The sequence below is a fragment of the Neobacillus sp. BP17 genome (assembly GCF_059579525.1).
Genome location: NZ_CM184198.1, coordinates 1,783,354 through 1,807,092 on the forward strand (window position 1 = coordinate 1,783,354; position 23,739 = coordinate 1,807,092).

Annotated in this window: 22 protein-coding genes; 21 read left to right on the forward strand and 1 reads right to left on the reverse strand. The window is 38.8% G+C overall.

Annotation, left to right across the window (positions count from 1 at the left end):
• Positions 1–151: 151 nt before the first annotated feature.
• The 17 genes from AC4QJR_RS08660 to spoVM all read left to right on the forward strand — a co-directional run bounded on the left by AC4QJR_RS08660 (position 152) and on the right by spoVM (position 18,062).
• Entirely contained in the window at positions 152–2,830 is a 2,679-nt protein-coding gene (locus AC4QJR_RS08660) for a calcium-translocating P-type ATPase, SERCA-type (RefSeq protein WP_496525904.1), read from the forward strand.
• A gap of 106 nt (positions 2,831–2,936) precedes the next feature.
• Positions 2,937–3,812, forward strand: coding sequence for a YicC/YloC family endoribonuclease (locus AC4QJR_RS08665; RefSeq protein WP_098572743.1), 876 nt, complete (start codon positions 2,937–2,939; stop codon positions 3,810–3,812).
• A 60-nt stretch (positions 3,813–3,872) separates the two neighbouring features.
• On the forward strand, positions 3,873–4,136 hold the full coding sequence (gene remA / locus AC4QJR_RS08670) for an extracellular matrix/biofilm regulator RemA (RefSeq protein WP_026566410.1): 264 nt from the start codon (positions 3,873–3,875) through the stop codon (positions 4,134–4,136).
• 11 nt (positions 4,137–4,147) lie between these two features.
• Positions 4,148–4,762: a guanylate kinase gene (gene gmk, locus AC4QJR_RS08675; protein ID WP_496526641.1), complete on the forward strand. Its 615-nt coding sequence runs from the start codon at positions 4,148–4,150 to the stop codon at positions 4,760–4,762.
• Between the two features lies 1 nt (position 4,763).
• A complete protein-coding gene (gene rpoZ / locus AC4QJR_RS08680) occupies positions 4,764–4,982 on the forward strand; it encodes a DNA-directed RNA polymerase subunit omega (RefSeq protein ID WP_098572707.1) in 219 nt (72 codons plus the stop codon).
• A 195-nt stretch (positions 4,983–5,177) separates the two neighbouring features.
• Positions 5,178–6,401 (forward strand): bifunctional phosphopantothenoylcysteine decarboxylase/phosphopantothenate--cysteine ligase CoaBC, encoded by a 1,224-nt coding sequence (gene coaBC / locus AC4QJR_RS08685; RefSeq protein ID WP_496526642.1) that lies wholly within the window; start codon positions 5,178–5,180, stop codon positions 6,399–6,401.
• Entirely contained in the window at positions 6,388–8,799 is a 2,412-nt protein-coding gene (gene priA, locus AC4QJR_RS08690; protein WP_496525905.1) for a primosomal protein N', read from the forward strand. The genes coaBC and priA overlap by 14 nt, the downstream gene beginning before the upstream one ends.
• Before the next feature lie 113 nt (positions 8,800–8,912).
• Entirely contained in the window at positions 8,913–9,398 is a 486-nt protein-coding gene (gene def / locus AC4QJR_RS08695) for a peptide deformylase (RefSeq protein ID WP_098572710.1), read from the forward strand.
• Positions 9,395–10,333 carry a methionyl-tRNA formyltransferase gene (fmt, locus tag AC4QJR_RS08700; protein ID WP_496525906.1) on the forward strand — a complete coding sequence of 313 codons (939 nt, stop codon included), beginning with the start codon at positions 9,395–9,397 and terminating at the stop codon, positions 10,331–10,333. The genes def and fmt overlap by 4 nt, the downstream gene beginning before the upstream one ends.
• A 2-nt stretch (positions 10,334–10,335) precedes the next feature.
• Positions 10,336–11,685, forward strand: coding sequence for a 16S rRNA (cytosine(967)-C(5))-methyltransferase RsmB (gene rsmB, locus AC4QJR_RS08705; protein WP_496525907.1), 1,350 nt, complete (start codon positions 10,336–10,338; stop codon positions 11,683–11,685).
• A gap of 3 nt (positions 11,686–11,688) precedes the next feature.
• Complete coding sequence (rlmN, locus tag AC4QJR_RS08710; protein ID WP_098572713.1) at positions 11,689–12,780, forward strand: dual-specificity RNA methyltransferase RlmN; 1,092 nt, start codon at positions 11,689–11,691, stop codon at positions 12,778–12,780.
• Between the two features lie 5 nt (positions 12,781–12,785).
• Positions 12,786–13,544 carry a Stp1/IreP family PP2C-type Ser/Thr phosphatase gene (locus AC4QJR_RS08715; protein ID WP_251456724.1) on the forward strand — a complete coding sequence of 253 codons (759 nt, stop codon included), beginning with the start codon at positions 12,786–12,788 and terminating at the stop codon, positions 13,542–13,544.
• On the forward strand, positions 13,541–15,523 hold the full coding sequence (gene pknB / locus AC4QJR_RS08720) for a Stk1 family PASTA domain-containing Ser/Thr kinase (RefSeq protein ID WP_496525908.1): 1,983 nt from the start codon (positions 13,541–13,543) through the stop codon (positions 15,521–15,523). Before AC4QJR_RS08715 ends, pknB begins: the two co-directional genes overlap by 4 nt.
• Positions 15,524–15,611: 88 nt before the next feature.
• Positions 15,612–16,493 (forward strand): ribosome small subunit-dependent GTPase A, encoded by an 882-nt coding sequence (gene rsgA, locus AC4QJR_RS08725; protein ID WP_496525909.1) that lies wholly within the window; start codon positions 15,612–15,614, stop codon positions 16,491–16,493.
• Positions 16,494–16,495: 2 nt separating this feature from the next.
• Entirely contained in the window at positions 16,496–17,140 is a 645-nt protein-coding gene (gene rpe, locus AC4QJR_RS08730; protein WP_098572716.1) for a ribulose-phosphate 3-epimerase, read from the forward strand.
• 56 nt (positions 17,141–17,196) lie between these two features.
• Entirely contained in the window at positions 17,197–17,844 is a 648-nt protein-coding gene (locus AC4QJR_RS08735) for a thiamine diphosphokinase (protein ID WP_251456123.1), read from the forward strand.
• A gap of 134 nt (positions 17,845–17,978) precedes the next feature.
• Complete coding sequence (gene spoVM / locus AC4QJR_RS08740; RefSeq protein WP_035445740.1) at positions 17,979–18,062, forward strand: stage V sporulation protein SpoVM; 84 nt, start codon at positions 17,979–17,981, stop codon at positions 18,060–18,062.
• 167 nt (positions 18,063–18,229) lie between these two features.
• Here spoVM and rpmB read toward each other — a convergent pair whose 3' ends face one another.
• Positions 18,230–18,418 (reverse strand): 50S ribosomal protein L28, encoded by a 189-nt coding sequence (gene rpmB, locus AC4QJR_RS08745; RefSeq protein ID WP_026566424.1) that lies wholly within the window; start codon positions 18,416–18,418, stop codon positions 18,230–18,232.
• A 284-nt stretch (positions 18,419–18,702) separates the two neighbouring features.
• On the opposite strand from rpmB, the gene AC4QJR_RS08750 reads away from it, so the two are divergent.
• The 4 genes from AC4QJR_RS08750 (at position 18,703) to fapR (ending at position 23,728) form a co-directional block, all read left to right on the forward strand.
• Positions 18,703–19,065, forward strand: a complete 363-nt coding sequence (locus tag AC4QJR_RS08750) for an Asp23/Gls24 family envelope stress response protein (protein ID WP_026566425.1) — start codon at positions 18,703–18,705, stop codon at positions 19,063–19,065.
• Positions 19,066–19,101: 36 nt separating this feature from the next.
• Complete coding sequence (locus tag AC4QJR_RS08755) at positions 19,102–20,784, forward strand: DAK2 domain-containing protein (RefSeq protein WP_496525910.1); 1,683 nt, start codon at positions 19,102–19,104, stop codon at positions 20,782–20,784.
• A 187-nt stretch (positions 20,785–20,971) separates the two neighbouring features.
• On the forward strand, positions 20,972–23,020 hold the full coding sequence (recG, locus tag AC4QJR_RS08760; RefSeq protein ID WP_496526643.1) for an ATP-dependent DNA helicase RecG: 2,049 nt from the start codon (positions 20,972–20,974) through the stop codon (positions 23,018–23,020).
• Between the two features lie 141 nt (positions 23,021–23,161).
• Positions 23,162–23,728, forward strand: a complete 567-nt coding sequence (fapR, locus tag AC4QJR_RS08765) for a transcription factor FapR (protein WP_251456121.1) — start codon at positions 23,162–23,164, stop codon at positions 23,726–23,728.
• Positions 23,729–23,739 lie beyond the last annotated feature (11 nt).

The window sequence follows — 23,739 nt, forward strand, 5'->3', positions numbered from 1 at the left end:
AATTATAGCTTACCAAAAAAAGACTGTCTTATTTTAACTTATTATCTATTTTAACTTTCACTATATCATAGCATTTTTTGGGACGACCCTGAATAAGCTTTCTTTAGAGTATGTATTTATAGGTATTTAAAGGGGGAAGTGAGATGGTCGGATGAAATTCCATGAAATGAAGATAGATCAAGTAGAAAAGGCCCTAGAAACCGACTTTTCTTCTGGATTATCGCAGGAAGAAGTAAAAAAACGGGTGAAGCTGCACGGTCTAAATGAATTGGACGAAGGAGAAAAGCAATCGGCTTTACTCTTATTTTTTAGTCAATTTAAGGATTTTATGGTCTTAGTGCTGCTTGCTGCTACACTGATATCTGGGTTGCTTGGCGAATACATTGATGCCATTGCGATTATCGCCATCGTCATTATTAATGGCTTTCTAGGCTTCTTTCAAGAAAGAAGAGCGGAGAAATCACTCCAGGCTTTAAAGGAATTATCTGCTCCCCAAGTTTCAGTGCTTCGGGATGGACAGTGGATCAAGATCCCATCGAAAGAAATTGTTATTGGCGATGTTTTGAAGTTTACTAGCGGGGACCGAATTGGTGCAGATGTTAGGGTAATTGAGTCAAATAGTTTAGAGATTGAAGAATCGGCCCTAACCGGTGAGTCTGTTCCTGTTTCTAAACATACCGAATCATTAGCTAATCCAAACCCAGGAATAGGTGACATGGAGAATATTGCCTTTATGGGTACGATGATCACGAGGGGAAGCGGTGTTGGGGTTGTCATTGCAACAGGAATGAAAACAGCTATGGGGCAAATTGCAGATTTACTTCAAAATGCACAGACTCAGGAAACACCATTACAGCGGCGCTTAGAACAATTGGGAAAAATTTTAATAACTGTCGCATTGTTGTTAACTGTTCTGGTGGTAGTGGTTGGTGTTTTAAGGGGACACGACATCTATGAGATGTTTTTAGCAGGTGTTTCACTTGCTGTTGCTGCCATTCCGGAAGGACTCCCAGCGATTGTCACAGTAGCATTATCACTTGGTGTCCAAAAAATGATTAAGAAAAATGCGATTGTTAGGAAGCTTCCGGCGGTTGAAACACTTGGTTGTGCATCGGTAATATGTTCAGATAAAACGGGAACAATGACGCAAAACAAAATGACCGTTACTCACCTCTGGAGCGGAGGGCAAACCTGGACTGTAGATGGGGTCGGTTATCAACCCAAAGGAAATTTTTATAGAAATGAACGAAATATTAATCCTAAAGATGAAAAAGCACTTCAGCAGATGCTGATTTTTGGGATGTTATGTAACCATTCAGATTTAGTTGTCAGGGAAGATGATTATTTTCTCGATGGAGATCCAACTGAAGGAGCACTTTTAGTAAGTGCCATGAAAGCAGGGTTTGATCGTCCTAAATTATTAGATGAATTTACAATTATTAAAGAATTCCCATTTGATTCTGCTCGTAAAATGATGAGTGTGCATGTAAAAGACAAGCAGGGGCGGAATTTCATTGTCACCAAAGGGGCACCAGATGTCCTATTAGGAATTAGTGAATCAGTCCTTTGGGACGAGAGAACGCAATTTTTAAATAAAGAAACACAGTCCAAAGTACAAGAGGCAATAAACGGCCTTGCGTCACAGGCTCTTCGAACGATTGCGATTGCCTTTAAACCAATCCAGGCTAACACCGTCATATTAAGCGAACATGAGGCAGAGAAGAATCTAACCCTAATTGGTATCCAAGGAATGATAGACCCGCCAAGACCAGAAGTGAAAAAGGCGGTCAAGGAATGTAAGGAAGCAGGCATAAAAACAGTTATGATAACCGGTGACCATGTGATCACAGCGAAAGCAATTGCCTCCCAACTTGGAATCATAACCAATAAGAGTAAGGTCATTGATGGAAATGCCCTATCGCAAATGTCTGTCGAAGAATTGGAAGAAGTCGTTAATGATGTTTCCGTTTTCGCCAGGGTATCGCCAGAGCATAAACTGAAAATTGTCAAAGCATTACAAAATCGCGGCCATATTGTTGCGATGACGGGTGATGGAGTAAATGATGCTCCAGCCATTAAAGCAGCTGATATTGGAGTGGCAATGGGAATAACCGGTACAGATGTTGCTAAAGAAGCATCTGCACTAGTTCTGTTGGATGATAACTTCGCCACAATTAAGGCAGCGATAGTTGAAGGTAGAAATATTTACGAAAACATTCGGAAGTTTGTCCGTTACTTATTGGCATCCAATGTAGGCGAAATTTTGGTGATGTTGTTTGCGATGGTTTTAGCCCTTCCACTTCCATTGATCCCTATCCAAATTCTATGGGTTAATTTGGTAACAGATGGATTGCCAGCGATGGCACTTGGACTCGACCGACCAGAAGAAAATGTGATGAAACGTAAGCCGCGCAGCCCAGATGAAGGTGTTTTTTCGCGTGGGTTAGGCTGGAAAGTTGTATCACGTGGTTTCTTAATAGGGATTGTAACTTTGTTGTCCTTTATGGTTGTCTATCATAACGACCCAACACAGTTGCAATATGCACAAACTGTTGCCTTTGCTACACTCGTAATGGCACAGCTCATTCATGTATTTGATTGCCGCAGTGAAAAATCGGTCCTTTCAAGAAATCCTTTTGGAAATCCATATCTTGTTTGGGCGGTGGTATCGTCACTAGTATTGATGCTGGTTGTTATATATTACCAGCCGTTACAGCCAGTATTCCATACACTTCCGATCGCAGCAAAGGATTGGTTACTGATTGTTGGGTTATCATCGATTCCAACTTTTTTACTAGCTGGGTCATTTTTGTTAAGAAAAACAAAATAAAGTGTGTTATAATCCAAAAGGTAATAGATTCCACTCTATTACCTTTTGTCTTTTTTGAAAAATTTAGGGAGCAGATCAATTTTTCAGGAGATTGGATGTGCACAAAATGGTAACTAGTATGACGGGTTTCGGAAGAGCTAAGGCAGAGTCAGATCTTTTCTCTGTAAATGTAGAAATAAAAACAGTGAACCACCGTTTTTGTGAAATGAATATCCGAATGCCCAGGCAGCTATTAAAAATAGAAGATCGTTTGAAAAAGAAACTAAGTCAGTATATCCGCCGTGGCAGAGTTGAAGTTTATGTCACCTTAGAGGGTGAAGGAAGTGTAACCCGAAAAGTCCATGTTGACTGGAAACTCCTGGATGAATATTCTCAAATCATCGAGCAGGTACGTGAAAAGTATCATGTTGAAGGAATAGTCACACTTCAGGATTTACTTAGTCGAAGTGAATTCTTACATATTGAAGAAAGTGAAATCGGAAATGATGAGCTGGAAAGGCTAGTTCTAGAAGCAACAGAGGAAGCAGCCAATTTGTTAAGACAAATGCGATTGGCAGAAGGAGAAGAATTAAAAAAGGATTTGCTCGCTATCTTGTCACAGTTAGAAATAAATGTGCTGGAACTTCAAAAATTCGCTCCCCTCGTTGTTCAATCATATAAAGAACGTTTAACAAAAAGGATGGAAGAATTCGTTAATGGGCAATTAGATGAAACTAGGATATTAACGGAAGTTGCCGTTTTTGCTGATAAAGCAGATATCAATGAAGAAGTTACCCGTTTAAAAAGCCATATTCAACAGTTCTTGCATACCCTGCAAAGTATAGAACCAATTGGAAGAAAGTTGGACTTTATTGTTCAAGAAATGAACAGAGAAGCAAATACGATTGGATCAAAAGCAAATGACTCCAACATTGCTAAACAGGTCGTTGATATTAAAAGTTTGCTCGAGAAGTTGAAGGAACAGGTTCAAAATATCGAGTGAACCTTGTTTAGAAATGGTTTGAGACGGTCAAAATATATTATTAATGATTGGATGAAGACCATGTCGATTAAATTAATTAATATTGGATTTGGCAATATCGTTTCTGCCAATCGAATTATTTCAATTGTCAGCCCTGAATCTGCTCCAATAAAAAGAATTATTCAAGATGCCCGCGACCGTGGTGCATTAATTGACGCCACATACGGCAGACGAACAAGAGCAGTAATTGTTATGGATAGTGACCATGTTATTCTATCAGCTGTTCAACCAGAAACGGTCGCACACCGTTTAGCTGATCGTGATGAAATAATTGATGAAGGGTAGGATTTTTGAAAATGCAGGAAAAGGGATTGTTAATTGTGCTTTCTGGGCCATCTGGGGTTGGAAAGGGAACGGTACGGAAAGAGATTTTTTCACATCCGGATACAGCTTTTGAGTATTCCATTTCGATGACAACCCGCTCACCGCGAGAAGGGGAGATTGATGGAATTGATTACTTTTTTAAGTCAAGAGAAGAGTTTGAACATTTAATCAAGCAGGAAAAGCTGTTAGAGTATGCCGAATTTGTCGGCAATTATTATGGTACCCCTGTGGACTATGTTCGTGAAACATTAGATGCCGGAAAAGACGTCTTTTTAGAAATTGAAGTAAAAGGTGCCCGTCAGGTTCGTGAAAAGTTTCCTGAAGGTTTATTTATATTCCTAATGCCGCCAAGTTTATCCGAATTAAAGAACCGGATTGTGACAAGGGGAACAGAAACTGATGACATTATCCAAAACCGGATGTTGTCTGCCCGTGAAGAAATTGAAATGATGGAATTATATGATTATGTCGTTGAAAATGACCAAGTGGAGCTTGCTTGTGAACGTGTGAAAGCTATTGTCACTGCCGAACATTGCCGCAGAGAACGTGTAGAACATCGCTATAAAAAATTGCTGGAGGTTGAATAAGATGTTATATCCTTCTATTGATTCGTTGCTTGAAAAAATTGATTCTAAATACTCACTAGTGTCCGTGGCTGCCAAGCGGGCGCGGGTAATGTCCCAAGTTAAGGATGAAAGATTACCAAAATATGTTTCTCATAAGCATGTGGGTAAAGCACTTGAGGAAATTTATAGCGGTGAATTAACGTATCGGATTTCTAAAAAGGCAGATACACTTGCTGAATAATAAATAATTATACGATTAGAAATCATTAGAGAAGGCGTGACAAAAGGGATAAACCTTACGTGTCAGCCTTTTTTATTTTGGTGATTCAATATTTAGTGGATTTTGTCGAATGATGGTAGGTAAAAGATGAAAAATTGCATTCATTCTTGCATAATAAAAGAAAGACAAATGGATTAAGAAGCGAGGGAAGCGATGATGATGAAAGATAAAAAAATATTGTTATGTGTGACAGGTGGAATAGCTGTCTATAAAGCAGCAGCACTAACAAGTAAGCTTGTTCAGACTGGAGCACAAGTAAAAGTAATTTTAAGTGAATCAGCTCAAAAGTTTGTTACCCCATTAACCTTTCAGGCATTATCTCGCAATGAAGTGCATGTTGATACTTTTGATGAAATCAATCCACGAGTCATTGCACATATTGATTTAGCAGATTGGGCTGATTTAATTCTAGTTGCTCCTGCTACGGCAAATACCATTGGGAAAATTGCGAGCGGAATCGCAGATAATATGATAACAACAACATTGCTTGCAGCCACCTCGCCTGTTTGGATTGCTCCTGCCATGAATGTACATATGTATGATCATCCTGCTGTGAAAAAAAACTTATCACTCTTAGCGGAATACGGTTATCAATTCATTGAACCTAGTGAAGGATATCTAGCCTGTGGCTATGTTGGAAAGGGACGATTGGAAGAACCGGAAAAAATTGTGGATATCATCAGAGAATATTTTATCAAGCGGGAGCACCAGCCCTTAAAAGGAAAAACTGTTGTAGTAACTGCAGGACCGACTCGTGAAAAAATTGATCCCGTTCGGTTTATTTCAAATCATTCGACCGGGAAAATGGGGTATGCTCTAGCTGAAGAGGCAAAGAGACAAGGGGCTCATGTGGTATTAGTTTCAGGTCCGGTCAATCTTAAAGCTTCTTTAGGAATCGAAGTGGTGAAAGTGGAAAGTGCGGAGGAAATGTACAAGGCTGTTTTGGAATGTTACTCAAAAGCGGATGTTGTCATAAAAACAGCAGCCGTTGCTGATTATCGTCCGAAAATCACCTATGATCATAAGGTGAAAAAGCAAGCAGGTGACTCGAGTATTGAATTGGAAAGAACAAAAGATATCCTGATGGAGCTTGGAAAGAGAAAGAGGAACCAAGTGCTGGTGGGCTTTGCTGCTGAAACGGATAATGTGGAAGAATATGCTAGAAAAAAGTTAACTGCTAAAAACGCTGATATAATTGTCGCCAACAATGTGAAAGCGGAAGGGGCAGGGTTTGGGACGGACACGAATATTGTTACCCTGTATAAACGTTCAGGAAACGCAATCGAATTACCACTTATGTCAAAAAGTAATGTAGCAAAAATGATTATTGAAGAAATTACTTCCCTTTTAAAGGATATGGATGAAAATGGAGATAGCTAGTGTGATTGTGGATGTACCGACAAAGCAAACCGACCGGGCCTTCGATTATTTGATTCCAGAGCAGTTAAGCGAAGTCATCCAGCCTGGAATGAGAGTAATCGTTCCATTCGGTCCTAGAAAGATCCAAGGATTTGTCACCTCGTTAAAATCACATTCAGAATTTAAAAAGTTAAGAGAGATTATCGAACCAATGGAGCTCGAGCCTGTTTTAAACAAAGAATTATTAGAACTTGGCGATTGGCTGACCGAACATACACTTTGTTTTAAAATATTTGCCTATCAGGTGATGCTGCCTGCTGCATTAAAAGCAAAGTATGAAAAAAAAGTGCAACTGGCTGTGGGGGTACAACTGGCTGATTTAACAGAACCCCTTCAAGCTCTTTTTGAAAATAAAATAATGGTTGATTGGGAAGACGCATTAAAAAATGGAATGGTTCCCTTATTACAAAAAGAGGCAGCGAAAGGAAAACTGGAAGTTACATACATTGTTAAGGAAAAGGTCAAAAAGAAACAACTTAAGTTTGTTCGTCCAGTAGTTTCTGTTGCTGAATTAAAAGAGGTCCTTAAGAGCTTCCCCAAGAAAGCGGAAAAACAAAAACAAGTATTAAGTTATTTTGTCGATCATTTTGATCCTATCGAATTAAGACAATTGGTCGCTGAAATAAAAACGACATCCTCAACCATTAAAGCGCTTGTGGAAAAAAAGCTCCTTATTGAGTATGACATGGAGGTTTATCGTGATCCATTTGAAGATAGGGCGTTTAAAAGAACGAAGCCATTACCATTAACCCATTCCCAACAAACTGCAATTGCGCCAATTCTAAACTCAATTGAATCAAATCGACATGCGGTATTTTTGTTGTACGGGGTAACGGGAAGTGGGAAGACTGAAATCTACCTCCAATCCATCCAAGAGGTGATTGAAAGAGGACAGGAGGCGATTGTACTTGTACCAGAAATTTCGCTTACCCCTCAAATGGTTAATCGCTTTAAAGGAAGATTCGGGGATTTAGTGGCTGTTTTGCACAGTGGTTTATCTGCAGGAGAAAAATATGACGAGTGGCGTAAGATTCAACGGAAGGAAGTAAAAGTAGCAGTTGGTGCTAGATCAGCAATTTTTGCACCATTTGAAAATTTAGGCATCATTATCATTGATGAGGAACACGAAACAAGCTATAAGCAGGAGGAAATGCCTCGATACCATGCCAGGGATGTAGCCATCGAAAGGGCGAAAAACTATAACTGCCCAGTAGTACTTGGAAGCGCAACTCCATCGCTCGAATCATTCGCTAGAGCTCAAAAGAAGGTATATCATCTTTTATCACTTCCTACCCGGATGAATAATCAATCCCTGCCTTCAGTGGAGATCATTGACATGCGCGAGGAGCTTCGGAATGGAAATCGTTCGATGTTTTCAAGCAAGCTATTTGAGATGTTAAAAGACCGAATTGAAAAAAAACAACAATCTGTTTTATTTTTAAATAAACGTGGACATTCCTCTTTTGTGATGTGCCGCGATTGCGGGTATGTGATGAATTGTCCTAATTGTGATATATCGCTAACCTACCACCGTGTTCACGAACAAATGAAATGTCATTATTGTGGCTATGAAAGCCATGTGCCAAGGCAATGCCCGGAGTGCGCCAGTGAGTATATCCGCTATTTTGGGACTGGTACACAAAAGGTGGAAGATGAGTTAGGAAAAATTCTTCCAGAAGCTAGGGTTATTCGTATGGATGTGGATACAACAGGTAGAAAGGGGTCCCACGAACGATTATTGACCGATTTTCAAAATGGTAAAGCAGATATACTCCTCGGGACACAAATGATTGCAAAAGGCTTGGATTTCCCCAATATCACCTTAGTTGGTGTGCTTTCGGCTGATACTATGCTTCATTTACCAGATTTTCGTGCCTCTGAAAAAACCTTTCAATTATTAACCCAAGTAAGCGGGAGGGCAGGACGTCACCAGTTGCCAGGAGAGGTCATTATTCAAACCTACACTCCTGAACACTATAGTGTTGAGCTTGCCGGGACACAGGATTATGATCTCTTTTATCAACAAGAAATGATGATGCGAAAAACACATCATTATCCACCATTTTATTATCTATCATTGATCACTGTCAGTCATGAGCAGTTAATGACAGTCGTTACAGCTACAGAAAAAATTGTTAATTATGTTCGCTCTCAGGTTTCAAATGATGCCGTCGTTTTAGGGCCGGCGGCCTCGCCAATTCCTAGGATTAATAATAGATATCGCTATCAATGTCTGATAAAATACAAGCGGGAACCGAACTTGACAAAAATGTTAAAAACCATTTTGGATCAATATCAAACAGATACAAAAAGTGGCTTACTGGTAACAATTGATGTGAATCCATTTATTTTAATGTAACCATCTTATTACCTGAGGCTGTAAAGGTTAATATTTCGCTTTTTTGGTGAAAATGTAAGCAATAAAAAATTTAATTACGCCTTTTTTTAAATGGCATTAATGGGGGAAACGATTTGCCAATCCTTAAAGTAGTTAATTATCCTGCTGAAATACTAGAGCAGGCTTGCAAGCCAGTAGTGAAGTTTGATAGAAAGCTGGCAAAAGTACTTGATAATATGTATGACACGATGATTGAATATGATGGGGTAGGGCTTGCTGCCCCGCAAATTGGATTAGACCAACGCATCGCAATTGTTGATATCGATGATGAATTAGGGACAATTGAAATGATAAACCCAGTTATCTTAGAAACATCTGGTGAACAAACTGGACCAGAAGGTTGTCTAAGTTTCCCTGGCTTGTTTGGTGAAGTGACAAGACCCAATTTTGTTAAGATTGAGGCATTTGATCGTAAAGGAAGAAAATATACATTAGAAGCAGAGGGCTTTCTCGCGAGAGCAATTCAACATGAAATCGATCACCTTGATGGGATTTTATTTACAACAAAGGTGACAAGATATCTAGAAGAAGATGAGTTAAAAGGAGTAGAAGCTGAATGACCAAAATTGTTTTTATGGGTACTCCGGATTTTTCCGTGCCGGTTTTACAACAAATTATTAATGACGGATATGATGTCATTGGTGTAGTGACACAACCAGACCGACCAGTTGGCAGGAAAAAGATATTGACCCCCCCTCCAGTAAAGGTTGAGGCTTTAAAACATGATATTCCGGTCTTTCAGCCAGAAAAAATAAGTCAAGAACAAGAACTAGAAAAGATCCTATCATTGAAACCCGATTTAATTGTTACGGCCGCATTTGGTCAAATCTTACCCAATAAATTATTAGAAGCCCCTAAATACGGTTGTATCAATGTTCATGCATCCTTGCTTCCTGAACTTCGCGGCGGTGCTCCTATCCATTACGCTATTCTTCAAGGGAAACAGAAAACAGGTGTGACAATAATGTATATGGTTGAAAAATTAGATGCTGGAGATATTTTAACAAGCATTGAGGTTCCTATCACTGAAGAAGACAATGTTGGAACACTTTTCGCCAAACTAAGTGAAGCCGGGGCTAAATTATTATCGGAAACCTTGCCGCTTCTTTTGGAGGGCCGACTTACGCCAAAGCCGCAAAACCATGCCGATGCAACCTTTGCTTCCAACATTAAACGAGAACAAGAAAAAATTAACTGGACAAGAACCGGTGAAGAAATCTATAACCATATTCGTGGATTAAACCCTTGGCCGGTTGCGTTTACCACCTTGAATGGTCAGGTGGTAAAGATATGGCGAGCTAATAAGCAAGCGGGGCAAAGGGGAGTAGAACCTGGTACTGTCCTTAAGGTAGAATCAGATAGCTTCACTGTTAGTACGGGAAATGAAACAGCCATTAAAATCATTGAACTTCAGCCTTCCGGGAAATCAAAAATGCTGTGTGAACAATTCTTAAGAGGTGCTAAAATTTCAGTAGGCACGAGACTAGGAGAATAGCAATGACATCAACCATAAACAATGTACGAACCATCGCAATGGACATGTTAGTTGCTATTGAGAAAAATCAGGCATACAGCAATTTACTTCTTAATTCTACCATTGAAAAAAACGAACTTCCTGCCAAAGATGTCGGCCTCTTAACAGAATTAGTCTATGGGACATTACAGAGAAGAATGGCGCTTGACTATTTTTTAGAGCCGTTTGTCAAAGAAAATAAAAAGTTAGCAAATTGGGTTCACCATTTATTAAGGCTCACTCTGTATCAAATGGTTTACCTTGATCGAATACCTGATAGAGCTGCAATTTACGAAGCAGTTGAAATTGCCAAAAAACGTGGTCATAAAGGAATCGGCAGTTTGGTAAATGGAGTTTTAAGGAGCATACAAAGAGAAGGGCTTCCGTCACTTTCGGAAATCGCCGATCCCAATAAGCGGCTGGCACTTGAAACTAGTCATCCGGAATGGCTTGTTACCAGATGGGTGGCTCAATTCGGTTTTGATAAAACGAAAGAAATGTGTGAGGTCAACCTAACTGCACCATTGCAAACAGCTAGAGTGAACCTTACGAAAATTTCAAGAGACGAATGTATCTCCATTTTAGAAGAAGATGGTTTTCAAATCGAAAAAAGCCCGGTCATTCCTGAGGCCATTCGTTCGTTAAAGGGAAATCTGGCTTCAACTATTTCCTTCAAATATGGAATGTTTACCATCCAAGATGAAAGTTCGATGCTTGCAGCATATGCTTTAGGTGCATCGCCAAACGAATATGTCCTCGATGCATGCGCGGCACCAGGTGGTAAAAGTACCCATATTGCTGAAAAAATGGACAATACAGGTGAAGTGATTTCAGTAGACCTTCATCAGCACAAGGTAAGATTAATCAATGATAATGCCAAACGGTTAGGGTTAGAAAATATTAAAACAAGTGTCTCTGATTCAAGAAATTTACAGGAAAAGTTTAAGCTTGAATCATTTGATCGAATTCTTCTCGATGCTCCGTGCTCCGGACTCGGTGTAATGAGAAGAAAGCCAGATATGAAATATACCAAAACAGAGATGGATATAAAGCGGCTAAGTACCATTCAACAAGACTTATTAACGTCCGTAACCCCGTTATTGAAAAAGGGCGGTATTCTTGTCTATAGTACATGTACAGTCGATAAAGAAGAAAATGAATATACAGTCAAAACATTTCTTGAGAACAACCCTGAATTCGAAGGGGATGTAACATTTAAAAGCCGGATGCCTGAAGCAATCCAGCCATTAATTACAGGTTTTGATTTACAGATATTCCCACAAGATATTGGGTCAGATGGATTTTATATAGCAGTATTAAGAAAGAGGGTGTAACAGTTGGAACAATTAAATACAACTGAGACAAACACAACAGCGGAAGTAAAGAAAAAATCAATTTATTCATTACAATTACAAGAATTAAAGGATTGGCTTTCTGAAAATGGTGAAAAGCCATTTCGTGCCGAACAGATCTTTGAATGGCTTTATAAAAAAAGAATTACATCTTTTGAGGATATGAGTAATGTCTCGAAGGGCCTTAGAGAAAAGTTAGAAAGTAATTTTGTACTAACTACATTAAATACGGCAATTCAACAAACCTCATCTGATGGAACCATTAAGTTTCTTTTTGAGCTTCATGATGGATATTCGATTGAGACTGTATTAATGCGTCATGATTATGGGAACTCCGTTTGTGTCACGACCCAGGTAGGCTGTCGAATTGGTTGTACCTTTTGTGCTTCTACATTAGGCGGGCTTAAAAGACACTTGGAGGCAGGCGAAATCGTTGCTCAAGTAGTTAAAGTCCAGCAAACACTAGACGAAACCGATGAACGGGTAAGCTCTGTTGTTATCATGGGGATTGGTGAACCATTCGATAATTATGATAATATGATGTCATTTTTAAAAATAATTAATCATGAAAAGGCGCTTAACATAGGAGCACGACATATCACCGTTTCAACAAGTGGAATTGTTCCAAAGATTTATAAGTTTGCCGATGAAGACACGCAAATTAACTTTGCGATTTCCTTGCATGCTCCAAATACAGAATTACGATCGAGGTTAATGCCGATTAACAAGGCGTATAAACTTGATGACTTAATGACGGCAGTAAGGTATTATATCGATAAGACAGGTCGCCGAATCAGCTTTGAATATGGTCTTTTTGGAGGAGTTAATGATTCAGTTGAGCATGCCGAAGAATTAGCTGAACTATTAAAAGGATTGAAGTGCCATGTGAATCTAATTCCTGTCAACTATGTTCCTGAAAGGGATTATGTACGGACACCAAGAGACAAAATTTTTGCTTTCGAAAAAACATTGAAAAACCGCGGAATTAATGTAACGATTCGCCGAGAGCAAGGTTCAGATATAGCTGCAGCATGTGGGCAACTTCGTGCAAAGGAGCGGAAAGAGGAGACGAGGTGACAAAAGTGAAAGCTGTTTTTAAAACGGACCAAGGAAGAGTTCGTCAGAATAATGAAGATAGTGGTGGTACTTTTGTAAATCGGGACGGACACCGCCTTGCCATCGTAGCTGATGGTATGGGCGGTCACCTTGCCGGTGATGTAGCAAGTAATATGACTGTTTCACATCTCCAGGAAATGTGGGAGAAGTCTGAAGGCATTCAAACGGCAGATCAAGCGGAAGCTTGGTTAAAAACGCATGTTCTTCAAGTGAATCAATTACTATATGACCATTCCAGAAGCCATGCAGAATGTGAGGGGATGGGCACAACAATTGAAGCGGTCATAGCTTCAGAGAATTTTACAACCATAGCACATGTTGGGGATAGTCGCTGTTATATTTTAAATGATTCGGGCTTCAAGCAGCTTACAGAGGATCATACACTTGTCAACGAATTAGTCAGAACGGGACAAATTACCAAGGAGGATGCGGAGCATCATCCAAGGAAAAATTGGATTTTAAGAGCATTAGGAACGGAACAAGATGTTAAAATTGATTTTAAAACAATCATGTTTGAAGAAGGTGACTATCTTTTACTATGCTCTGATGGGTTGTCCAATAAAGTAAATGAAAAAGAAATGATTCAAATTCTTCAAAATGAAGATTCACTTGAACAAAAGGCTTCTACATTAATTACCATGGCAAATGAGAATGGTGGAGAAGACAATATTACCCTAATTATTTTAGAATATGCTAATGATAATGAATTGGGTGATTATCAGTGATTATTGGGAAAAGAATAAGCGGCCGCTATAAAGTGCTTGAAATGATTGGCGGAGGCGGTATGGCAAATGTTTATTTAGCACATGATATGATTTTAGACAGAGAAGTTGCTGTTAAAATGCTCCGCCTTGATTTTGTTAATGATGAGGAATTTATTCGCCGTTTCCATAGAGAGGCACAGTCTGCTACTAGTCTTACCCACCCCAATATTGTCAGTATATACGATGTAGGCGAAGAGGATTCTCTTTACTATATTGTAATGGAATATGTGAATGGGCAAACATTAAAGCAATACATAAACCAACATTCATCACTTCGTGTCGAAAAAGCTTTAGATATTATGATGCAATTAACTTCTGCCATATCTCATGCTCATCAAAATCATATTATACATCGTGATATTAAACCACATAACATACTTATTGATCGGGAAGGCAATGTAAAAATCACTGATTTTGGTATTGCAATGGCATTGAGTGCAACAAGCATTACCCAAACTAATTCGGTTTTGGGTTCAGTACACTATTTATCACCAGAACAAGCAAGAGGCGGTATGGCAAATAGGAAATCAGATATTTATTCGCTTGGGATTGTAATGTTTGAAGTTTTAACAGGGAGGCTTCCTTTTTCGGGGGAATCTGCCGTTTCGATTGCATTAAAGCATCTTCAATCAGAAACACCTTCTGTAAGAAGGTGGAATTCAAATATTCCACAAAGTGTAGAGAATATAGTCTTGAAGGCAACTGCAAAGGATCCATTTCATCGTTATAATAGTGTTGATGAAATGGAAGAGGATATAAGAACAGCGCTTGATCCAGAAAGAATGAATGAACCTAAGTTTAACATTCCAATCGATGATGAAGCAACAAAGGCAATTCCCATTATTACCGATGACCGTCCGCATAAAAATCTGGATGAAACATTAGTCCATAGTACAGATAAAGTTGTCCAAACCAAAAAGGAGACACCTGAGAAAGAAAAAGAGACTAAGAAAAAGCGGAAAAAATGGCCCACTGTCCTCATTACAACTTTTCTTATCCTTGCTGTTTTAGGGCTTTTAACTATAACCTTTTTACCTGGATTATTGGCTGCAAAAGATGTCAAAATCCCGGATATAAGCGGGATGGAATTAGATGAAGCCATTTCCAAACTTAATCTTAATGGTTTAGAGGTAGAGAAACAAATCGAAATTCCAGATGATGCGATTGATCAAGGTAAAGTTATAAAGACAGACCCTGAAATTGGAACAACGGTTAAGGAAAACACAAAAGTTACATTATATATTAGTACCGGCAAAGAAAAAATGGAACTATCCGATTATGTTGGAAGAGTTTATGACGATGTTTTTCCTTTATTGGAAAATCGGAATTTTAAAGATATTAAGAAGACTGAGATATATGATGAAAGTGAACCAGGAACGATCCTTAGTCAAACACCTCCTGGTGGTGATAAAGTTGTCCCTGAAGATACTGAATTAAAGTTTGAAGTTAGTAAGGGACCAGAAACAATTATCTTAAAGGACCTAACACAATACACTTTAAAAAGTGCAGAGGATTATGCCTCCTTAGTAGGACTTAAGATCGAGACCGAAGAAAAATATGATGACAAAGTTCCTGCCGACATGGTGATTTCACAAAATCCAAAACCTAAAACAGAAATGAATAAAGGTGATACGGTAACCGTTATTATTTCAAAAGGTAAAGAAGAAAAGCCCCCAAAAACGGTAGTGAAGGAAGTATCCATTGAGTATGAACCGACCGTTCCAGTTTCCGGTGAACCTATTCCTAAGCAGGAAGTTCTTATTTACATCGAAGATATGAATCACAGTATGACGGAACCGGCAGAAACCTTTTTTATTACCGAAACAACCAAAAAACAAATTGAATTAACGATACCTTATGGCGGAAAAGGCGGCTACAAGATTATTCGAGACAGAAAAGTCATAGCGGAGGATGTAATTAACTATTCTGAAACAGAATAATCAATATTACGATGCTCTATTTATGATTGATTACGAAGATTTTAATATGAAAAATGAGTGGTCTAATTGAAAGGCAAGGAGTGTGGCTATGCCGGAAGGAAAAATTGTTAAAGCACTAAGCGGATTCTATTATGTACTGGGTAACAATAAGTTAATTCAATGTCGTGGAAGAGGGGTATTTCGAAAAAATAAAATTACCCCTCTTGTGGGGGACGAGGTTGTTTTTCAAGCTGAAAATGATTTGGAAGGATACATTATGGAAGTTAAAACTCGAAAAAATGAGTTAATTCGTCCGCCAATCGCAAATGTTGACCAGGCCATTCTAGTGTTTTCAGCTGTTGAACCAGAATTCAGTACTGTCCTATTAGATCGATTCCTAGTCCTAGTTGAATTTAATCGGATCGAACCGCTTATTTGTATTACCAAAATGGATCTTACCAACGAAGATGAGCAAAAGATGATTAAGGATTATGCAGAGCAATATACTGCAGCGGGATATAAAGTAATCCTGACTTCTTCCGAAACAGAAGCAGGAATTGAACTGTTAAATCCGCATGTCGATAATAAAATTTCTGTTTTTGCCGGTCAATCTGGTGTTGGGAAATCATCGTTACTGAATGTCCTTAGACCGGACCTTGAGTTAAAGACAAATGATATTTCATCGCATCTAGGCAGAGGAAAGCATACGACCAGGCATGTGGAATTAATTAAGATTGGCAATGGACTAATAGCAGATACGCCAGGCTTTAGTTCATTGGAATTTACCAATATTGAAACTGAGGATTTAACTTTTTGTTTCCCTGAAATTCAAACAGCTAGTGAAAATTGCAAATTCCGAGGCTGTTTGCATGTAAGTGAACCTAAATGTGGTGTGAAACAGGCGGTTGACTCAAATGAAATCCCAGCATATCGTTATGAACATTATTTGGACTTCTTACAGGAGATAAAAGATAGAAAGCCGAGGTACTAAACATGGTTAAAATAGCACCATCTATACTTTCAGCTGATTTTTCGAAATTAGGTGAAGAAATATTAGCAGTGGAAAAAGGAGGAGCTGACTACATTCATATTGATGTCATGGATGGCCATTTTGTTCCTAATATTACGATTGGACCCCTGATTGTTGAAGCGATTCGTCCAATCACCAAACTGCCACTTGATGTACACCTTATGATTGAAAACCCTGATGAATATATTGAGGCATTTGTTAAAGCCGGTGCTGATTATATTACTGTCCATGTAGAGGCCTGTCGTCACTTACATCGCACGATTCAAAATATTAAATCCTTTGGAATTAAAGCGGGTGTAGTTTTAAACCCGGCTACCCCTGTGGAATCCATTCAACATATAATTGGTGAAATTGATATGGTCTTATTAATGTCAGTCAATCCAGGGTTCGGAGGGCAAAAATTCATACCTGAGGTTCTTCCAAAAATAAGAAAAGTAAAAGAAATGGCAGAACAAAAAAGTTTAGACATAGAGATTGAGATTGACGGCGGTGTTAACTCAGAAACGGCAAAGCTTTGCTTGGACGCAGGTGCAAATGTGCTTGTGGCAGGCTCAGCTATTTATAATCAAGAAGATTATGCGAAGGCAATTTCGCTGATAAGAGGTTAATGGGAAAGCCAGCTTACGTGCTGGCTTTTTGCATATTGTAAAAAAGGAGAACTTTTATGATTATCAATATTGTGGCCGGAGGCCCTGAAGACCATTTGCCAGATTTAACGGAGTACTTAGTAAATGATGTAATTTGGGTAGGAGTCGATCGAGGGGTTTATCATTTATTACAAAGAAATATTTCTCCCTCTATTGCTTTTGGTGATTTTGATTCTGTGACATCAGATGAGTTAATATTTATTGAAGACCGTGTTACAGAATTGAAAAAATATAGACCGGAAAAGGATGAAACGGATATGGAGCTTGCCCTTAATTGGGCACTTAAACAGCATCCAAGCGCCATTCGTATATTTGGGGCAACTGGTGGCAGATTGGATCATTTATTTGCGAATGTTCACCTATTGCTCACACCGATCCAAGAAAAAAATGAAGTGGATATTTGCATAATTGACCGTAATAATATCGTTTTTATTAAGGAAGCAGGAAGTTATAAGATTGAAAAAATGGATTCAAAAAAATATATTTCTTTTGTTCCTGTAACACTAAATATCCAAAATCTCACCTTAGAAGGCTTTAAATTCCCTTTGAAAAATCGTCATATTTCAATTGGTTCAACACTATGTATTAGTAATGAACTTATTAGTGATTATGGTACTTTTTCATTTTCGGAAGGCATATTAATAGTGATAAGAAGTCATGATTAATATGTTTTAGTAACTAACTCAGAATGGTGCCTACAAAGTTTTTGGTACTGATTTCGTTCGTTTGAATAAAATGGTAGGGCGTTCGAAAAAAGTTGAGTTGAAATAAGCTGGGGAGATTTGTGAGGAGGGACAGTATGAAATTTTATACAATTAAACTGCCGAAATTTTTAGGCGGACTTGTCCGTGCGATGATTGGAGCGTTTAAAAAGAACGAATAGCATAAGTATATATGATGATATCGTTTTACAATGGCACCCGTTTAATTTGGGTGCTTTTTATTTTGTTAATTGGGGAATCCTATACATACAAATAGTTTCCTGGAGAGAAAGCTTTTTTATACAAAAAGAAAAGACACCCTTATCGGATGCCCTTTCTAAACGGTTTATTAAACGCGTTCTACTTTACCGGATTTCAACGCTCTTGCAGAAACCCAAACACGCTTAGGCTTTCCATCAACAAGAATACGTACTTTTTGTAGGTTAGCACCCCATGTACGCTTGTTTGCGTTCATAGCGTGAGAACGTGCGTTACCAGTTGTTGTTTTCTTTCCTGTTACAACACATTGACGTGGCATAATGATTTCCCTCCTTAACTACCAAAAGCTTTATACAGCAATCTTTAAGATCCTCATCTGGAAAAAGAAAATTGTTTGAACAAATTTTCTAGACTTGAGATACCTTAATAATTTATCATACAACTTATTTGATTGCAATAGTTACCTTTCAAGAAAAAACACTTGACATCACATTTCATATTAAGCTGTTATAGTAAACAGACAGGAATAACTTTCAATATTGCAATGACTATAGTAAAATGACTATAGTCAAGGAGCAATTTTTTCAGGAGGGGGAACGATTCATGTCCATTGAATTAAAAACAAAGTTCGGACAAATTGATATTTCTAACGAAGTAATCGCGACCATTGCCGGAGGAGCGGCGATTGAATGTTATGGAATCGTCGGTATGGCCTCAAAGAACCAAATTAAAGATGGAATTACGGAAATACTACGTAAAGAAAATTTCACTCGGGGCGTGATTGTCCGCCAAGAGAACGAGGCATTACATATTGATATGTATATTATTGTTAGCTATGGAACAAAAATTTCCGAAATTGCCCACAACGTGCAATCAAAGGTTAAGTATACCCTCGATAAGACTGTTGGACTTGCCGTTGACTCGGTCAATATTTACGTTCAGGGAGTTCGAGTGACGAACCCGTAAGTTTGTATTACGAACTCTCGTAGAGGAGGAAAGTTTGTGTCAATAACAGCTTTAGATGGAAAACGTTTTGCCGAAATGGTGATTCAAGGTGCCAATCATTTGTCAGCAAATGCAAAAATGGTTGATGCTTTAAACGTTTTTCCCGTGCCCGATGGTGATACAGGAACTAACATGAATTTATCAATGACATCCGGGGCAAAGGAAGTAAAGAATAATGTTCAAGACCATATTGGAAAAGTAGGAGCAGCCCTTTCTAAAGGATTGCTAATGGGAGCGCGCGGCAATTCAGGTGTAATCCTATCGCAGTTATTCCGTGGTTTTTCAAAGGCGGTTGAAACGAAAGCGAAAATCTCAGGGACTGAGTTTGCTGAAGCCCTTGAAGCTGGAGTAGAGACAGCCTATAAAGCAGTAATGAAGCCTGTTGAAGGAACCATTTTAACTGTCGCCAAGGATTCTGCTAAAAAAGCCATCCAAGCTGCCCAGCATTCAAACGACGTCATTGTGATTATGGAAGAAGTTTTAAAAGAAGCAAAAGCTTCATTGAAACGCACTCCGGACCTGCTTCCAGTTTTAAAGGAAGTTGGCGTGGTTGACAGTGGCGGTCAAGGTCTTGTATTTGTGTACGAAGGTTTTCTTGCAGTCCTAAAAGGAGAAAAGCTTCCTGATACTCCTACAGCAGCTCTTTCGATGGATGAGTTAGTCAATACTGAACACCATAAAAGTGTCCAAGGACATATAAACACAGAAGACATTGAATTTGGGTATTGCACTGAATTTATGGTGAGATTTGAACAAGAAAAGACTGCAAAACATCCGTTTGATGAAGGTGTTTTCAGAAACGACCTTAGTAAATTGGGCGATTCTTTATTGGTTATTGCAGATGAGGATGTTGTAAAAGTTCATATTCATTCCGAACAACCAGGAGAAGTACTAAGCTATGGACAAAAGTATGGAAATTTAATTAATATGAAAATAGAAAATATGCGTCAACAACATACCAATATTGTTGGCGAGCACAAAAGTGCACCAGTTACAGACCGTGATAAATCAGCAAAGGAACAGCAAGAATACGGAATTGTTGCCGTATCCATGGGCTCCGGGATTGCAGATTTATTCAGAAGTATTGGCGCACATGCAGTGATTGAAGGCGGACAAACGATGAATCCGAGTACGGAGGATATCGTCAAGGCAGTGAAAGAAGTAAATGCTAAAAAAGTATTTATCTTACCGAATAATAAAAACATCATTATGGCAGCTCAGCAGGCCGCAGACGTTTCTGAAGAGGATATTTATGTGATCCCTTCCAAAACGGTTCCGCAAGGACTATCAGCTTTGTTAGCGTTCAATCCATCTGCTGGTCTTCAGACGAATGAAGACTCTATGAATGATGCGCTAAAACATGTGAAAACTGGTCAAATCACCTTTGCTGTTAGGGATACCCAGATTGATGGCTTAGAAATCGAGAAAGATGATTTTATGGGTATTTCTGAAGGAAAGATCGTTGTTAAAAACAAGGACAAAGGCAAAGTTGCTGAGGACCTGCTTTCACAAATGCTGGATGAGGATTCAGAAATATTAACCATCATTTATGGGGAAGACATTAGCAAGGAAGATGTAAACCTGCTTTCAAAATATGTGGAAGAAAATTATGGAGATGTAGAAGTGGAAATCCATAATGGTCGTCAGCCGTTATATTCCTATATCTTTTCAATTGAATAATGAAAAGCTAAAATAGAAGGGAGCATCCCTTCTTTTTTTGTGCAAAAAAAGCAAGTGGAACAATCCGAAAATAAAAACAGTTTTACAATGCCAACAACACTAAGAAAAAACTGGGCAGGGAGGGTTGGCGGCTGCGCCGACAGGTCAAAAACTAGAATCTAGGATCTTCGGTATACCGCAAAGTAAAGTGAATCCACATCTTAATCAATCAATAACCGTCATAAAGGGAATTGGTGAAGAAACTGCTGAAATTTTTTCAGAAATGAAAATCTTTACGATAAAAGATTTATTAGAGTATTTTCCTTATCGTTATGAAGATTACCGCCTCCGGGATATAACAGAGGTGCAGCATGAAGAGAAAGTAACAGTGGAAGGGAAGGTTCACAGTGAGCCTTCTCTTAGCTATTTTGGCAGGAAAAAATCAAAACTTATGTTCCGGCTTTTTGTTGGAGCGCATTTGATTAAGGTAGTCTTTTTCAACCAACCCTATTTAAAAAATAAAATTATCATCAATGAAACCATTACGATCACAGGGAAATGGGATGCCCACCGGCAAACGATCACGGCAAATGAGATGCAGATAGGAACAAATGCAAAAACAAAAGATTTTGAGCCCGTTTATTCGTTAAGAGGGAAATTAACGACAAAGGGAATACGGAAATTTATCAGCATTGCTTTTCAACAATATGGAGATTTTATTGAAGAAACACTACCCATTGCTTTTTTAAAAAAATATCGATTACTTGATAGGCAGGCAGCATTCAAAGCCATGCACTTTCCAGACAGCCAAGAAGAGGTGAAACAGGCGAGAAGGCGTATTGTTTATGAAGAATTTCTTTTCTTCCAATTAAAAATGCAGGCATTAAGGAAATTTGAACGCGAGCATTCTCCTGGAGTTTGCCAAAACTATGATGTAACAAAAGTAAAGGAATTTATTAATAGCCTGCCTTTCCCGTTAACAAATGCCCAAGCACGGGTGGTCAATGAAGTATTAGCAGAATTAAAATCACCACTTCGTATGAATCGATTGCTGCAAGGAGATGTTGGTTCGGGAAAAACAGTGGTTGCAGCTATTGGCTTGTATGCCAGTGTTACTGCAGGTTTTCAAGGAGCGCTTATGGTGCCGACAGAAATATTGGCAGAGCAGCATGCGGAAAGCTTAAAAAGTATGTTAGAGCCATTTAATATCAGATGCGAGCTTCTGACGAGTTCGATAAAGGGGAAGCGAAGAAAAGAAATCCTTTCCGAACTATCAGAAGGGAATGTTGATATTTTAATTGGTACACACGCGCTAATTCAGGATGAGGTCACCTTTAAGAGGCTTGGTTTTGTAATCACGGATGAACAACATCGCTTTGGCGTGGAGCAGCGAAGAGTACTGAGAGAAAAAGGAGAGAATCCAGACGTTTTGTTTATGACGGCGACTCCAATCCCACGGACACTCGCGATAACGGTTTTTGGTGAAATGGATGTATCAATCATTGATGAGATGCCAGCAGGAAGAAAAACGATAGAAACCTACTGGGCCAAACCAGAAATGCTTGAACGGGTTCTGGCTTTTGTTGAAAAAGAATTACAAAAAGGCCACCAAGCCTATGTTATTTGTCCGCTCATTGAAGAATCAGAAAAGCTTGATGTTCAAAATGCAATTGACGTGTACAATACATTAAGTCATTATTTTCAAAACCGATTTAAAGCGGGCCTTATGCATGGCCGATTAAGTTCAGAAGAAAAAGACTCGGTAATGAAGGCATTTAGTGCTAACGAAGTACAGGTACTAATTTCAACGACGGTTGTTGAGGTGGGAGTAAATGTGCCGAATGCGACCATGATGGTCATTTATGATGCTGAAAGGTTTGGACTTTCACAGCTTCACCAGCTGCGTGGCAGAGTTGGACGAGGCAGTGATCAATCCTATTGCATATTGCTGGCAAGTCCAAAATCAGAAGTGGGCCAGGAACGCATGCGAATCATGACCGAAACGAACGATGGCTTCGTATTAAGTGAAAAAGACCTAGAGCTTAGAGGGCCAGGCGACTTTTTTGGCAGAAAACAAAGCGGGGTTCCTGAATTTAAAGTCGCAGATATGGTTCATGATTATCGAGCCCTTGAAACTGCACGAAATGATGCAGTGATGTTGATTCAGTCTGAAGCATTTTGGACAGACCCAGAATATCATTACCTAAGAAATATCCTCGATGAATCAGGCGTATTAGAAGGGGAAAAACTAGATTAAATCAAACTTTTTCTTCTTAAAGGGTTTCTTTTTTGGAAAAAGCAGAAGGTTTGAATAAAAACTAATTCTTGCAATCTGCTTTTTCAAATTTTATACTACTATTAGTACCTAGTCATAAGATCTCGGACGGTGTAATCATACATGAGAAAAAGTAAAAAAGAGAGACAACAATTGTTGACCACGACAATTAAAGATAATCCTTTTATTACAGATGAAGATTTAGCAGAAAAATTTCAAGTAAGTGTACAAACCATTCGTCTTGACCGTTTAGAGTTATCAATTCCAGAACTTCGTGAACGGATTAAGACTGTAGCTGAGAAACGATTTGACGATGAAGTCCGCTCATTACCGCTTGAAGAAGTCATTGGTGAAATTATTCATATAGAATTAGATCAGAATGCCATTTCGATTTTTGATGTAAAAAAAGAGCATGTCTTTATACGAAATAACATTGCACGTGGCCATCATGTATTCGCTCAGGCTAATTCATTAGCAGTTGCTGTAATAAATGATGAACTGGCGCTAACAGCAAAAGCGAATATTCAATTTAACCGTTTGGTTAAACTGAATGAGCGGGTTATTGCAAAAGCTAAGGTTACAAAAATTGATCGGAATCAAGGTAGAACGAGTGTTGAAGTAACAAGTTTTGTTAATAATGAACTTGTTTTTACAGGAGAATTTGAAATGTACCGTTCGAAAAATCGGTAGAGGATGAGGAA